Here is a 15,136-nt window from a genome sequence, read left to right as displayed (position 1 = left end):
CGGGCACCTCCCCTGCGTTGCAGGAGAGGCGTTTCGAGTGCGTCGGTCACGCCACAAACTCCGCCAACCGCCCCTTTTTCAGGTGCACCAGCAGCAGCGAAATCGCTGCGGGCGTAATGCCGGAAATGCGACTCGCCTGCCCTAGCGTTTCCGGGCGCTGGGCGGTGAGCTTGATCTGCACCTCTTTCGACAGGCCGCGCACTTGGGTGTAGTCGATGTCGACGGGCAAACGCAGATTTTCATTGGCGGCCTGGCGGTCGATTTCGTCCTGCTGACGCTCGATGTAGCCGGAGTATTTGGCGGCCACTTCTACCTGTTCCACGACGGATTCATCCTGACTCGTAGGCTGGGTTGAAAACCCAGCACCGCGCGAGTCATCGCTGGATGTTGGGTTTTTAACCCAGCCCTCTGCCGTCGCTTGTTCGCTTTTTGCTGTCAGATTCAATTCCGAGCGCAGCGAATCCACCGCACCAAACGTCACCCCCGGCCGCCGCAGCAGATCAAACAGGCTGTACTCGCGCTCAATCGTCGTACCGAGCAACTCGGTCGCCCGGGCTGCCGACAGAATGGACGGGTTCACCCAAGTCGACTTGAGCCGCTCTGTTTCACGTGAAACAGCGTCGCGCTTGCGATTGAAGGCATCCCAGCGGGTGTCATCGACCAGCCCCAGCGCCCTGCCCTGTTCGGTCAAGCGCATATCGGCGTTGTCTTCCCGCAGTTGCAGACGGTATTCGGCGCGACTAGTAAACATGCGGTACGGCTCACTCACGCCGCGCGTGATGAGGTCGTCGACCAGCACACCAAGGTAGGCTTCGTCACGGCGCGGACACCAACCGTCCTTGCCCTTTGATTTCAGCGCCGCGTTGACGCCAGCCAGCAACCCCTGCGCCGCCGCCTCTTCGTAACCTGTCGTGCCATTGATCTGCCCGGCCATGAACAGGCCGTCGAGATACTTGGTCTCCAGCGTCTGCTTGAGCTGACGCGGATCGAAATAGTCGTACTCGATGGCGTAACCGGGCCGCAGGATATGGGCGTTTTCGAGGCCCACCATCGAGCGGATCAGCGCGAGCTGGACATCGAACGGCAAGCTGGTCGACACGCCCGCCGGGTAGATTTCCTGCGTCGTCAGCCCTTCCGGCTCCAGGAAAATCTGGTGGCTCGTTTTGTCGGCAAAGCGGTGGATCTTGTCTTCGATGCTCGGGCAATAGCGCGGCCCAACGCCCTCGATAACGCCAGTGAACATCGGCGAGCGATCCAGCCCCGACCGAATGATGTCGTGCGTGCGCTCGTTGGTGTGTGTGATCCAGCAAGGCACCTGACGCGGATGCATCGCGCGATTACCGATGAAGCTGAACACCGGCGCCGGGTCGTCGCCGGGCTGCACGCCCACCTTGGAGTAGTCGATGGTTTTGCCGTCAATGCGTGGCGGCGTACCGGTCTTCAGCCGACCCTGCGGCAGCTTCATTTCCTTGAGCCGTGCGCCGAGCGTCGTCGCCGCCGGGTCCCCGGCGCGACCGGCCGTGTAATTCTGCAGACCGATGTGGATCAAGCCGGAGAGAAAAGTCCCCGCCGTGAGCACGACCGTTTCGCTCTCGAAGGTCAGCCCCATCTGGGTCTTGACGCCCGTCACCCGGTTGCCCGAGGTCAGCACGTCGTCCACCGGCTGCTGGAACAACGTGAGATTGGGCTGGTTTTCAATCCGCCGACGAATCGCCGCGCGATACATCACCCGGTCATTCTGGGCACGGGTCGCACGAACCGCCGGGCCTTTCGAGCCATTCAGGATACGAAACTGAATACCCGCCTCATCAGTGGCGATGGCCATCGCGCCGCCCAGCGCGTCAACCTCCTTAACCAGATGCCCCTTGCCGATGCCCCCGATGGACGGGTTGCAGCTCATCTGGCCAAGCGTCTCGATGCTGTGCGTCAGCAGCAGCGTCTTCGCACCCGCACGTGCGGCCGCCAGCGCGGCCTCGCTACCGGCGTGGCCGCCGCCGACGACGATCACATCAAAACGGTCGGGGTAGATCATGTATTCAGTGGGGCAGCCAATGTTTCACGTGAAACACGAGCCGGAAAGGAGGACGTATTCTACCGACGCGCTCGCAGACATCGAACCGCGAACACTAAAAGCCGCCAAGAAGGATCCGCGCCTTGGCCAGAATCGCCAGACCAGATCGCGCTCATGGCGCAAAACCTACACGACGCAGCGATTGTGTCCAACCTTGGCCATCAAATCAGACCGGGAACAATCCAGACACCGACTCAGATCGCCAGACCAAATCGCGCTCATGGCGCAATTTGTTCCACGTGAAACCTACATACCCCAATCGCGCGACGGCACCTTGCGTTCGCCACGGCGAACCTCGTCAGTCACCTCGACGAATCGTCCGTCGCGCCAATCAAAGAATCTGGCCCCCGGCAACGTCGCCAGATCTGCCGGCGGCAAGCGATAGCGATAACGGACCGTGCTCCACGTTGAGTCAGGCTTTGCGGAGCCGTCCGGATTGGTGATCTTCGGCATCGGCCATTCGGGCAGCGGCGTGGCGAGCGGAAAGACAAACAGCCAGGGCGTGCTTTCGGTCATCACGAAACAGCGCCAGGCATGCTCCGGGGAGCCCGCCCGCGCTTTGACGGTGACGTCCGAGAACATGCGAAACAGCGGATGCTTCGTTTGCGTACCGAGAAATACCAGCAAACACGGCTCACCGCCAGCCGGTCGATCCGCAACCGCTGTCGCGGCCACCGAATATGGCCGGATATCCGTGTGCACCCACTGGGCGAACGACTTTCCGAGCGGCCGCAACCATACCCCACAGACAATCGCGAACAGCAGCACCGCCATCGACAACGCCCTTGGCCACGCAGCCCGCGCCAGCAGCACCGCAGCCAGCACCACACACCCCGCCCAGGGCGCATAGTAGAAACGCAAAAAGGTAATCGTCCCGAACGGTGATCCGTCAGCGATAGGCGCCGACAAATGGGCCAACGGTGTCTGCACGATGATCGCAGCCAGCGCCACAGTCGTGACTGCCGCCAGCACACCAAACGAGGGCGGCACCTCCGCCATCAATCGACGGTCCCACCCCGTCTGCGCCTGGCGCCGTGCGAACAATGCGCCGACCACAGCCAGCGTCAACAACAAACCCAACCCAATCAGCCAGAACACGCCACGCTCACCCCCGAGCGCGCTCGACGCCAAACCCGGAAGCAATCGCACCAACGTACCGAGACCTCGTCCGATCGCCAGCAGCGGATTACCCATTACCACCGCATAAGCATCGGCCAATATCAGGTGACGCCACGCGAAGGCTCCCCCAATGGCAACCCCGAGAGCAGCAAACACCAGCCAACGGCGACGCCAAGATGCCGAACGCGCCGCGAGCACCATGAACGCCATCGCCGTCGCCACCGGGTAAGCCAGCTCCTTGCTCCAGCAGGCGGCGATAGCCACCAGCAACGCCGCCAACAGCGGCATTGTCATGCGAGCACTTACTAGCGTCACCAACACCAGCTTGGCGAGCAACAGCAAAAAACCCGTCGCCAGCAAGTCAAACCGATTGGACGGCCACAGCGCCGGCCCCAGACTGAATGGCGCCAGCGCAAACAGGGCGGCACCAGCCAGCAAGGCCCAGCCGCGCACGGCCAATGCTCGCAACAGCACTACCAGCAGCAGCACATTGATGCCGTGCAACACCAGATTGATCAGCGCATGCGGCAGGTAATTGAGACCAAAGGCCCGCTGCGCGATCCACCAGGACACGACGCCGATGGGCCGAAAGTAGAACGGCTCATAAAAGTGGCTTTGCCAGAACGCCGCCCACGGCGCCTCGACCATCCTCGCCGTCGCGATGAACACATAGTCGTCAATCACGAAGTCGCCGCGCGTCACCGGCCAGTAGGCCCAGGCCATCAATCCGAGCACCGCCACCAACAAGACGCGCAAACTCAGGGGCAAAGCAACTTTTTTCTGTATGTCAGTCTGCATCGGGCCTGGAGGTTACTTTTTGTCAAAGTCGACTATCGCCGCAAAGAGACTATGAGCCCTTATTGAATCGTCGTTGCAGCAAAAAGCCAATGACGTCCGCTAACATCCACGGATGCCCGATTCGCCCGACGCGGCGGCGCGTCCAGAGCCTATCACGCCGCCCGCATCAGCCACCGCCCGCCCGGATCAGCCCGAGGCTCACCCTCCGCGCGGCTTTGTCTTCTGGCTGTCGGTCGCGCAGTTGATGAGCTGGGGCACGCTGTTCTACGCGTTCTCGCTGCTGCTGGAACACTTCGAGCGCGACCTGCGGCTCTCCCGTGTTGACGCTTCGCTCGCCTTCAGCCTCGCGCTGCTGGTTGAAGGTTTGCTCGCCTTTGCCGTCGGGCGCCTGATCGACAACGGGCGCGGTCGTCTGGTGATGGTGGCCGGCTCCCTGCTCGCAGCACTGGCTTTTGGCAGTCTGGCCTGGGTGCAAAGTGCGTGGCAGCTGTACGCGGTATGGATGGTCGCCGGCGCGGCAATGGCCGGCTGCCTCTATCAGCCTGCGTTCTCGATTCTGATCCGCCGCTATCCCGAGGATTATCGTCGCGCGATCATCACCCTCACCTTCCTCGGTGGCCTCGCCAGTACGGTGTTCATTCCGTTGGTGGCCTGGCTGATTGCCGCCTTCGGCTGGCGTCATGCGTCACTGGCCCTCGCGGCGCTGCATCTGGCGCTCGGCCTGCCGATCCATCTGTACTGGCTGCGCGGCGAACCACCGTTCGTGCCACACGCCACAGACACCCCGCCAAAACGGCTGATCGAATTCACCCATCACTTCCCGTTCTGGGGTCTGGCAGCGTTTTTCGTGCTGTTCTCCGGCATCACCACCGCGATGGGCGCGCATCTGGTGTCCATCCTGCGCGAACGGCAATTGCCGGAGGCTTGGGTGATTGCCATTCCGGCATCCATCGGCGCACTGCAGGTGGCGGGCAGGCTGCTGCTCTACTTCACCGAGAAGCATCTCGACGTTCACTGGGCCAATCGCTGGATTCCGGTGCTGCTGCCGACCGCGCTATTTGTGCTGGCGCTGGGCCTGCAGTCGCCCTGGGTTGCCATCCTTTATGCGTTGCTCTATGGCATGGCCAACGGCATGATCACCATAGTCAAGGCCACCGCCATGGCCACCTATGTGTCGCGACAGCAGGCAGCGTCGCTCAACGGCCTGCTCGGCACCCCGACCGCCATCGCACGGGCGCTGGCGCCGTCAGCCATTGCCGCCTTGTGGACGGTCAGCGGCAACTACATCCTTGGTCTCGCCATCCTGTGCGCGGTGGGAGTGCTCGCCACCGTCGCCTTCTGGATGGCGCAGTTTCGCAGCCAATTGCGTAAAGCCTAGAGCGAAACCGACGCGGCGTCGCCCTCGCCCACGCGTAACCAGATGTAAAACCCGGCCAGTAGCGTGCACGTGGGCGTTGCCACGGCGTTGTTGAAGCATGCGGCGCCAAACCAATCGAACCGGCGATCCGCGACCAGAAACGAAGTCGTCACCACCCCATCCACAAAGGAGCACACCATGAACATCACCCTTCGCACCCTGATCGCCGCTGCCGGCGTTGCCGTCGCATTCAGCGCCAGCGCGCAGACCGCGACACCGAACATCGATCAACGCCAGGCCAACCAGCAGGCCCGCATTGAGCAGGGCAAGGCCACCGGCACGCTCAGCAAACGCGAAGCCGCACGCATGGAAGCCGGCCAGGCCAAAGTGCAGGGCATGAAGCAAGCCGCCGCCGCTGACGGCAAGGTCACCCGCGCCGAGCGCAAAGCGATCCAGAAAGAGCAGAACAAGCAAAGCCGCCGCATCCATCGCCAGAAACACGACGGCAACAAGAAATAGCCATCAGCGGAAATAAAAAGGGCGCACCGTGGTGCGCCCTTTTTTAACTCGTCCAGCAAGCGCTATTGAACAGCCGTCGCCACGATTGTTGAGTTGGACGTCACCGTAAAGCCAAATACGGTCGAACTATCCGTGATTTCACTGCGCACCATACCCACGGCTGGCGCCACCCAGGCAATCGTGCGGGTGTTGGACGTCGAGCCGATCGGATAAGTCGTCGTCGTATTGATCGTGTACTTGCAGGCGTTGGCGTAAGTGCCGGCCGGCGCCGTGACCGATTCACGCGAGGTGAGCACGATGGTGCCGGTCTGCGTGCCGTTGCCGGTCGGCGTCGCCGGGTTGAAGGTGACGGTGCGGTTAACGCTGATCGACTGCCCTACCGTCATCGTTTTCGGGAACACAATCGGCGGCGAGAAGTAAGTCTCCTGCGTACCGCTACTCCCGGTGGATCGGCCACCAAGCTCGCTCCACGACGTCGCGCCGTCCGAAATCATGGTGTATGACGGTGAACCGGTGCTTGGTGTATCGACGATGCGCGTAGCCGTCTGGCCGTTGAAGCTCACCGGGGTCGGGTCGTAAGTGCGCACAAACGTGGACGTCGAGCTGGCCGCACCCGTCGAAGTGGTCTGGTAACTGATCTGCTTGCCGGGGAAGTAGAACGTCCCGCAGGCATCGCCGCTGGGTGTCGGCGTAGTCGTTGCAGCCGTGGCAGCAGTCACGCAAAACGCCACCCCCTCACCCACATAGCCAGTCGCAACGGCGGCGTCATACGTCGCCTGGCTGGCGCTGTAGCGATGATTCGAGGTCTTGCCGCCGGCCGCCGTGCGGAATCCCCGGTAAATGGGCGTCGTGCCGCCCGGACATACGCCGCTGGTGGGTTGCTGCGTGGCGAAGTCGTAGTCTTCCCACGAGAAACCGGGAATGTTCTGGCCGCGGATGGACTCGCAATCCACGCCCTGCCGACCGTAAAAATGCGAACTGGTAAACGGACTGGTGTTGGCGATGTAGAAACGGCAGATGCGCGTCTGTGCAGCCGTCGCCGCCGCAGTAGCGGTCGCCTGGAAGGTCATGCCGGTCCGCTGGAAGTCGGCTACGCCATCAAGCGCCGACTGCTCGGGGGTACGCCCCGTCATGAAATACGCGTCCAGCGTCTTGTTGTAGTACTCAACGACGGTCACCGTCTGTGCCGACGCCGCCGTGGCAAAAGCCACCCCCAGCAGCGCAACCGCGCGCGCTGCATTCAATCGCAACCCCCTCACAACCACCACTCCCTTCGTTTGCAAAAAAACTGGCCGGACGATCCGGCCAGACATCAACTTCATCTTAACAAACGAAAACGGAGAACAAATGACGCCAGTCAACTTTCTGCGGTCACCGCTGACTCACTGTCGTTTGAGCGCTGCAAACGCGGCCGCCATTGCGCCATCCGGAGCCCGCGGCGCACCACGATGAGGCGCGCCCTGCCACGCGCGATCACGTGAACCAGCCCCGTGACGCTGTGGCTCGTGATCGCCTCGCGGGCGCACCTCGGCGTCGAGCTTCATGGTCAACGCGATGCGCTTGCGTGCCACATCGACCTCGACCACTTTCACCTTGACGATCTGCCCGGCCTTGACCACGTCTTTCGGGTCTTTCACAAACTTGTTGGCAAGCTGCGAGACGTGCACCAACCCATCCTGATGCGCGCCGACATCCACAAAGGCGCCGAACGCGGCGACATTGGTCACCGTGCCTTCGAGGATCATGCCCTCGACCAGATCCTTGATGTCGTTCACGCCCTCGTTGAAGCGCGCCACTTTGAACTCGGGGCGCGGATCGCGGCCCGGCTTTTCGAGCTCGGCGAGCACGTCACGCACGGTGATTTCACCAACGCCATCCGCCACAAAGGCATTGGCGGGCACCGCCTTCAATGCGGCGCCGTTGCCGAGCAGTTCGGATAGCGGCTTCTTCGCGCGCTCAATGATCTTTTGCACCAGCGCATAGCTCTCGGGGTGAACGGCGCTGGCGTCCAGCGGATTGGCACCGCCCTGAATGCGTAAAAAGCCGGCGCACTGCTCAAAGGTCTTCGGCCCGATGCCCGAGACCTTGCGGATCTCGTCGCGATCACCGAACGCGCCATGCTGTTCGCGATGCGCCACGATGTTGCGCGCGTTGCTAGCGCTGAGTCCGGCCACGCGCGTCAGCAGCGGCGCCGAGGCAAGATTCACGTCAACGCCCACCGAGTTCACGCAGTCCTCGACTACCGCATCGAGCTTCTTCGCCAGCAGCGACTGGTTCACGTCGTGCTGATACTGACCCACACCGATGGACTTCGGATCGATCTTCACCAGCTCGGCGAGCGGGTCCTGCAAACGCCGTGCGATGCTCACCGCGCCACGCAAACTGACATCCAGATCGGGCAACTCCTGCGATGCGTATTCGCTCGCGGAGTACACCGATGCGCCCGCTTCGCTGACGACCACCTTGGTCACCCCCGCTCCCAACTGCTTGATCAGATCCGCTGCCAGCTGATCCGTTTCACGACTTGCCGTGCCGTTGCCGATTGCAATCAGCTGCACACCATGTGCCTCACACAGCTTGCGCAGCGTGTGCAGCGAGCCGTCCCAGTCCTTGCGCGGCTCATGCGGGTACACCGTGTTGGTAGCGACCACCTTGCCGGTCGCATCCACCACCGCCACCTTCACGCCGGTGCGAATGCCGGGGTCGAGCCCCATCACCACCTTGTTGCCGGCCGGTGCCGCGAGCAGCAGATCACGCACGTTATCGCCGAACACCTTGATCGCCACCTCCTCCGCACCCTCGCGCAGGCGGGCGAACAGGTCGCGCTCCAGCGCCGGTGCCAGCTTCACCTTCCAGGTCCAGCTCACCACCCGTTTCAGCCAGTCATCCGCCGCACGAGCCTGATGCGACCATTGCACTTGGCTCGCCACCATGCCCTCGCACACGGTCAGCGTGCCGGGCGCCGGCGCAATCTCCGGCACGGGCTGCACCAGCTTCACCGTCAGCACCTCAGCCAGCCAGCCTCGGAACACCGCCAGCGCGCGATGCGAAGGCACCTTGCCAATCGGTTCAGCGTAGTCGAAGTAGTCGCGGAACTTGTCGCCGTCCTTCTCCTTGCCTTCCGCCACCTTGCTCTCGAACAGGCCATTCGTCCACAGCCATTCGCGCAGCTTGCCGACAAGAGTTGCATCCTCCGCCCATTGCTCCGACAGGATGTCGCGCGCGCCATCCAGACAGGCCTGCGCATCGGCAAAGGCGACCGCCGCACCATCGGCGGGTGGCACCGTGTTGACGAACTTCGCCGCCTCTGCGAGCGGTGTCAGCGTCGGGTCGGTGTAGAGCGCATCCGCCAGCGGCTGCAAGCCAGCCTCCCGCGCAATCTGCGCCTTGGTGCGTCGCTTCACCTTGTACGGCAAATACAAATCTTCAATCTCTTGCTTGGTCACACAACGATCCAGCGCGACCGCCAACTCGTCGGTCAGCTTGCCCTGCTCTTTGATCGTCGCCAACACCACGTCGCGCCGTTCATCCAGCTCGCGCAGATAACTCAAACGCTCTTCCAGAAAGCGCAACTGGACATCATCGAGTCCATCAGTCACTTCTTTGCGATAGCGCGCAATGAACGGTACCGTCGCGCCACCATCGAGCAGCGCAACCGCCGCTTCAGCTTGTTTCGGGGCAATAACAACGTCTCGTGCGAGACGCACGATCAAGGATTCAGGCATCGGAAATTCAATCGATCAAATTGACAAAGCCGCGCAGTGTATCTGCGCGGCGAAACGATCCGTCGACGTGGCGGGTGCGAGCAAAATTGATCGACGGATTGCGGACACAAACAGCTATTTTGCTCAAACGACTGACCTGTAGTCGTTTGAGCAAAATTGATCGCAATGTCGAGATAGTGATAAATCTGCCCGTAACTACTGCCCGGCTGTCGTTTACGCGGAAAAACCATTGCCATAAGACTCCGAGCCGACAACAAGACGCTTCGTTAGCGCACCCATCGCGCCGTCGGAGCCTGTCGGACTTTGGCTCGTCGGCTGCAAATCGACCGCAGCGGTCCCATTCACCGCCTTTTTGGCCCATAGCCTCGCTATGAGCGCTGCAAAGTCGGCAAAAACTGTCCACGCTGGGGCCGATTTTCGCTTTCGACGCCCAAAGCCCGACAGGCTCCTAGAATCAACCCACCGTGATCGCAGTCTCCAGAGCAAGCGCCGCGCAATCTGCGTCTGTGCAACAGGACACAGTCGCGTTCGCGCCAAGAACTCAATTGGGGATTCTCATGGCTCGTCTGTTCAGTCGAATGCTTGCGGCGCTGGCGCTCTGCGCCTCGTTAACCACCCACGCTTCGCCGGGCGATCTTGACACCACATTCGGTTCCGGCACCGGCAAAGTCATCACCGCCATCGGCGCGGGCGAGGCCACCGCCAACGCCCTCGCGGTGCAACCCGACGGCAAAGTCCTGGTCGCGGGGAGCTGCTCCAATGGCAACGATGTCGACCTGTGCATCGCGCGCTACAGCGCCAATGGCGTGCTCGACGCCACCTTCGGCAACGGCGGCAAGGTCCTCACATTCGTCAGCGACTACGGCGACAACGCTTACGCCATCGCGGTGCAACCCGACGGCAAGATCGTGGTGGCGGGCTCCTGCCTCATCATCATCACCAACTCGTGCCTTGCCCGCTACAGCGCCAATGGCGTGCTCGACGCCACGTTCGGCACTGACGGTATCGCCGCGCCCTTCATCACCATCAACGGTAACGTCGCCAATGCCCTCGCCATTCAGCCTGACGGCAAGCTCGTGATCGTGGCGCAGTGCTATCACGGCGGCACTGGCCTCGACTTCTGCCTCGCCCGCTTCAACACCAATGGCGAGCTAGACCCCACGTTTGGCAGCGCAGGCCTCGTGTTCACCGACCTCAGCATCTACGATGACATCCCGCGCGCACTCGTGCTGCAACCCGACGGCAAAATCCTGGTCGCCGGTTCTTGTTCCGACACCTTCTGCCTCGCGCGTTACAACGCCAATGGTGTGCTCGACGCAACCTTCGGCAGCAGCGGCACCGTCATCGTCTTCAGCGGCGGCACAAACATCGGTCGCGCCCTCGCCCTGCAGCACGATGGCAGGATCGTCATAGCGGGGGAGTGCTTTTTCGGCGGATGGGACTTCTGCATCTCCCGCTTCAGTACCAACGGCGCGCTCGACACGAGCTTCGGCAGCAGCGGCAGAGTCGTCACCCCTATAGGCAGCAACAACGACTACGCCAGAGCCCTCGCACTGCAACCCGATGGCAAGTTGGTCGTGGCGGGATTTTGCTCGAACGGCACCAAAAACGACGTCTGCCTCGCCCGCTACAACCCCATCGGCTCGCTCGACATGAGCTTTAACACCACGGGCAAATTGATCTCACCCATCGGCGCTAGCGATAACGCCGCCACCGCCGTCGCGTTGCAACCCGACGGCAAGATCGTCGTGGCAGGGTATTGCTCCAACGGCAGCAACAACGATTTCTGCCTCGCGCGCTACGAGGGCGGCCCGTTTGATGCGCGCAATTGTTCGATGGATATTGACGGCGACAACCGAGTGTTGGCGACAACGGACATGCTGATCGGCGCCCGCGTCGCGCTAGGCCTGACCGGCAACGCCGTCATCGGCAGCATCACCTTCGCGCCCCATGCCACCCGCACCACCTGGCCCGCGATCCGCGATTACCTCGTCACCCAGTGCGGCATGTCGCTGGCACCTTGAGGCAACTGTCGCGATTGGAAGGGCGGGATGACCCCGAGCACCGCATCGCGCCGCTCGTCCAGCTCGCGCAGGTAAATCAGACGCTCACGCAGAAAGCACAACTGCGCGTCATCACGGCCGTCGCTGGCCTCGTTGCGATAGCGCGCGATGAAGGGAACGGTGGCACCACCGTCCAGCAATTCAATTGCAGCTTCTGCCAGTTTTTGGGGCAATGGCAACGTCTCGCGCAAACCGCACGATCAGGGATTCTGGTATCGGGAAATCATTCAGCCACTTTTGCGAAGTCGCGCAGTGTAGCCGTATCTCTGTAGCTGAGCCCAAAGCGCATTTGCGTCGTTCCTCGGAGCTAAACTGCGCGCTTTGCTTTCCGGCACTCATGGCTTCGCTCACTACGCGAGACAGCAAGGTGCCACCGTTGGTTTTCGGGATACTTGATGTTTTGCTGGTTTCGACATGTTCGTGCTTCTGTGTTTGCAGTGCCAGCTTTCTTGGCCGCCATCAACCCAGCATTCGCTGCACCCGGCGATCTCGACGCTGCAGGATTTGGCGCCGGAACGGGCAAGATTCTTACGGCCATCGGTCCGGCATACGACCGTGCCGCTGGCATAGCCCTTCAACCCGACGGCAAGATCATCGTCGCCGGGCCATGCCGCAACGACAACAACGATGACTTCTGCGTCGCGCGCTACCTACCCGGCGGCGCCCTCGACACAAGCTTTAACGGGACCGGCACAGCTCTCGCCGCTATTGGCGCGTCGGACGACATCGCTACCGCAGTCGCGCTGCAGCCTGACGGCAAAGTCGTTGTAGCCGGCTACTGCTTTAACGGCGGCCGTTATGACTTCTGCGTTTCCCGCCACCTCACTACTGGCGCCATCGACACAAGTTTTGACGGCACTGGCAGGGTCATGACTACTATCGGTACTGCATACAGCATGGCCTTGACGCTCATGTTGCAGCCCGACGGCAAAATTGTTGTCGCTGGCGTATGTTCCAATGGCGGAAACAACGACTTCTGCCTCGCCCGCTATCTGACCAGCGGTGCCCTGGACACGAGCTTTAACGGCACCGGCAAAGTCCTCACCCCCATAGGCCTTTCCGACGACACCGCCAACGCCATTGCCCTGCAATCCGATGGCAGGATTGTGGTCGCCGGATTTTGCCTCGGTGGCGGCGCTGACTTTTGTCTAGCCCGCTACATGACTGACGGTACCCTCGACACAACCTTTGGCAGTACTGGCAAGACATTCACGTCCTTTGGCGCCTCGGACGACAACGTCTACAGCATCGCCCTGCAGCCTGACGGCAAGATCGTCGTCGCCGGCGAGTGCCGCAGCGGTGGCAGCGCCGACTTCTGCCTGGCTCGCTATCAGCGCGACGGCGCCCTCGACCCAAGCTTCAATGGCACCGGCAAACTCAAATCCGCGATCAGCGCAGGGGATGACGTAGCATCCGCGCTTGCTCTCCAGCCCGACGGCAAAATCGTCGTGGCCGGACTGTGCCACAACGGTAGCAACTACGACTTTTGTCTTGCGCGCTATCTCGCGAGCGGAGTGCTGGATACGAGCTTCGGCAGCGCCGGCACGACCATCACGCCTGTTGGCACATCACAAGACCACGGTCGAGCCCTCGCGCTTCAACCCGACGGCAAGATCGTTGTTGCAGGGGCTTGCAATAACGGCAGCAGGACCGACTTCTGCCTGACGCGCCACGAAGGTGGCCCGTTTGACGCCCGCAATTGCTCGATGGACATTGACGGCGACAATCGGGTGCTCGCCACCACGGACTCGTTGATCCACGCTCGTATCGCCCTCGGCATGACCGGTCCTGCCGTCATTGACGGCATCACCTTTGCCAGCCACGCCGCACGCCAGACCTGGGCCGATATCCGCAACTACCTTGTCACCCAGTGTGGCATGTCACTGGTGCAGTAACGTCAGCGGAGACCGCTCGAAGAAGACGTCAAGCCCCCGCCACCGCCGCATTCACCGTCGCCTGATCTGCCCCCGCCTCATTCACCACCCGCACCACCCGTTGCGGGAATGGCACGCTGATGCCCTCGGCTTGGAATGCCTTCCAGATGGCGAGGTTGATTTCGGAGCGCACGTTGTTGATGCCGTTCTCGGGGTCAGCGATCCAGTAGCCGAGCGTCAGCTCCAGCCCATCGGGCGCAAAGTCGGTCAGCATGGCATTCGGCGCCGGGTCTTTCAGCACGCGCGGCTGTGTTTGCGCTGCGGCGACCATCAGCGCGCGCGCCTTGTCGACGTCGCTTGAATAATCAATCTGCAACTTGGTGTTGAAGGCAACACGCTTGCTCTCCAGAGAAAGGTTCTCGACGCGATTGACCATGAACATTTCGTTCGGCACCACCGACTCTCGCCCGTTGGCCGCGCGCACCACCGAGTAGCGGGCGTGGATGTTGGTGATCTGGCCCTCGAAGCTGTCGATCTTCACACTGTCGCCGACCCGAAAGCTGCGCTCCAGCAGCATGGCAAATCCGCCCACGTAATTCGCCGCGATCTTCTGCAAACCCAAGCCCAGCCCGACGCCGAGCGCGCCACCGAACACCGACAGCACGGTGAGGTCAATGCCCACCGCCGTCAATGCAATCAGCAACGCGAGAACGAACAGCCCAGCGCGCAACAGCCGCGACAGCACCAGGCGCACACTCATGTCGATCTGTGTGGCCATCAGCCGCGTTTCCAGCGCGGCGGACAGCCACAGCGCGCCAAGCAGCGTCACCGCCACCAGGCCGAGCCCCTGCAGCATGGTCAGCGCCGACACCTGCGTCTTGCCAATCGGCAGCCGCAGCGCTTCGAGCTCGGTCTCGATCGTCGGCAGCACGCCCGCCATGTGCGTCACCACGCCCAGCCAGACCAGCACGCTGACGCTGTTGATCACCGCCCGCACCGGCGACGAATTCGGGAACAGTCCGCGCAGCACGCGCGCTACGGCGCGCACCACGGTGAGCGACGCAAACACCGGCACCGCCAGCTTGGGCAACATGCCGCTCGCGGCTCCATAGGTCGTCAACCGGAACACCACCAGCAACACGCAGGTCACCAGCGGAAAGGTCAGCCCGTACCAGAGCGCGTGCTTCCAGGCGCCGATGCCCGGTTTGCGCGCCTGCGGGTCGCGCTCGCGGCGACGGCTGGCCCACACCCCGGCAAGCACGCCAATCACCATCGCCACCAGCACCACCGCGATGTGCTCGATGTCGGCGCGGTCAATGTCCTCAAACTCGGTGAGCAGTTGCTGAAAGGGAGATGTCATGGCCGGATTATGGCGTGAAAAACAAACCCTCTGCGACACAACAGCTTTTCTTGAAAAAGACCATTGGATTTGGGCTTAAACGTTAAAACATCAGGTAGTCGACTTTAAGCAAAAACCGTAATTAAGCCCTTATTGAATGGGCTTCTCCATCAAAAGATGCCAGTTTGCTGATGCTCGTCTGACCGCCGCCGCAAACGCGCCGGGCCCCCGCGACGAATCGGCGAAAATAGTGCTTTCCGCCACTTCGCGA

At 62.0% G+C, this 15,136-nt stretch carries 9 protein-coding genes and 3 pseudogenes; 4 read left to right on the top strand and 8 right to left on the bottom strand.

The window, feature by feature from the left end; translation table 11 throughout:
- Nucleotides 1–46: 46 nt before the first annotated feature.
- The 3 genes and pseudogenes from gidA to FKL89_RS00150 all read right to left on the bottom strand — a co-directional run.
- Nucleotides 47–319 (bottom strand): annotated as a pseudogene (gene gidA / locus FKL89_RS20525) (tRNA uridine-5-carboxymethylaminomethyl(34) synthesis enzyme MnmG); the annotation flags it as partial.
- A gap of 9 nt (nt 320–328) precedes the next feature.
- Nucleotides 329–2,032: pseudogene (gene mnmG / locus FKL89_RS00155) on the bottom strand (tRNA uridine-5-carboxymethylaminomethyl(34) synthesis enzyme MnmG); the annotation flags it as partial.
- 285 nt (nt 2,033–2,317) lie between these two features.
- Nucleotides 2,318–3,958: a hypothetical protein gene (locus tag FKL89_RS00150; RefSeq protein ID WP_156860771.1), complete on the bottom strand. Its 1,641-nt coding sequence runs from the start codon at nt 3,956–3,958 to the stop codon at nt 2,318–2,320.
- 142 nt (nt 3,959–4,100) lie between these two features.
- Here FKL89_RS00150 and FKL89_RS00145 point away from each other — a divergent pair, with 142 nt between their 5' ends.
- Complete coding sequence (locus FKL89_RS00145) at nt 4,101–5,366, top strand: MFS transporter (RefSeq protein ID WP_156860770.1); 1,266 nt, start codon at nt 4,101–4,103, stop codon at nt 5,364–5,366.
- On the opposite strand, the gene FKL89_RS00140 is transcribed toward FKL89_RS00145, so the two are convergent.
- A complete protein-coding gene (locus FKL89_RS00140; protein ID WP_156860769.1) occupies nt 5,363–5,545 on the bottom strand; it encodes a hypothetical protein in 183 nt (60 codons plus the stop codon). The genes FKL89_RS00145 and FKL89_RS00140 overlap by 4 nt on opposite strands.
- On the opposite strand from FKL89_RS00140, the gene FKL89_RS00135 reads away from it, so the two are divergent.
- A complete protein-coding gene (locus tag FKL89_RS00135) occupies nt 5,544–5,864 on the top strand; it encodes a hypothetical protein (protein WP_156860768.1) in 321 nt (106 codons plus the stop codon). The genes FKL89_RS00140 and FKL89_RS00135 overlap by 2 nt on opposite strands.
- A gap of 62 nt (nt 5,865–5,926) precedes the next feature.
- On the opposite strand, the gene FKL89_RS00130 is transcribed toward FKL89_RS00135, so the two are convergent.
- Entirely contained in the window at nt 5,927–7,108 is a 1,182-nt protein-coding gene (locus FKL89_RS00130) for a TapB family protein (protein ID WP_156860767.1), read from the bottom strand.
- Nucleotides 7,109–7,246: 138 nt separating this feature from the next.
- A complete protein-coding gene (locus FKL89_RS00125) occupies nt 7,247–9,589 on the bottom strand; it encodes a Tex family protein (RefSeq protein ID WP_156860766.1) in 2,343 nt (780 codons plus the stop codon).
- A 557-nt stretch (nt 9,590–10,146) separates the two neighbouring features.
- Here FKL89_RS00125 and FKL89_RS00120 point away from each other — a divergent pair.
- Nucleotides 10,147–11,613 carry an NHL repeat-containing protein gene (locus tag FKL89_RS00120; RefSeq protein WP_156860765.1) on the top strand — a complete coding sequence of 489 codons (1,467 nt, stop codon included), beginning with the start codon at nt 10,147–10,149 and terminating at the stop codon, nt 11,611–11,613.
- 35 nt (nt 11,614–11,648) lie between these two features.
- Here FKL89_RS00120 and FKL89_RS00115 read toward each other — a convergent pair.
- Nucleotides 11,649–11,843, bottom strand: a pseudogene (locus tag FKL89_RS00115) (Tex-like N-terminal domain-containing protein); the annotation flags it as partial.
- Between the two features lie 258 nt (nt 11,844–12,101).
- Here FKL89_RS00115 and FKL89_RS00110 point away from each other — a divergent pair.
- The gene (locus FKL89_RS00110; protein ID WP_162527346.1) at nt 12,102–13,547 is read left to right on the top strand and encodes a delta-60 repeat domain-containing protein; all 1,446 of its coding nucleotides are present in this window, start codon (nt 12,102–12,104) and stop codon (nt 13,545–13,547) included.
- A 28-nt stretch (nt 13,548–13,575) separates the two neighbouring features.
- Here the strand turns inward: FKL89_RS00110 and FKL89_RS00105 are convergent, their stop codons facing one another.
- Nucleotides 13,576–14,886: a mechanosensitive ion channel family protein gene (locus FKL89_RS00105; RefSeq protein ID WP_156860762.1), complete on the bottom strand. Its 1,311-nt coding sequence runs from the start codon at nt 14,884–14,886 to the stop codon at nt 13,576–13,578.
- Nucleotides 14,887–15,136 lie beyond the last annotated feature (250 nt).

It is taken from the genome of Casimicrobium huifangae, assembly GCF_009746125.1.
GTDB classification, from domain to species: domain Bacteria; phylum Pseudomonadota; class Gammaproteobacteria; order Burkholderiales; family Casimicrobiaceae; genus Casimicrobium; species Casimicrobium huifangae.
Note: the sequence above shows the minus strand (reverse complement) of the source record. Positions and strands in the feature narration are given on the sequence as shown.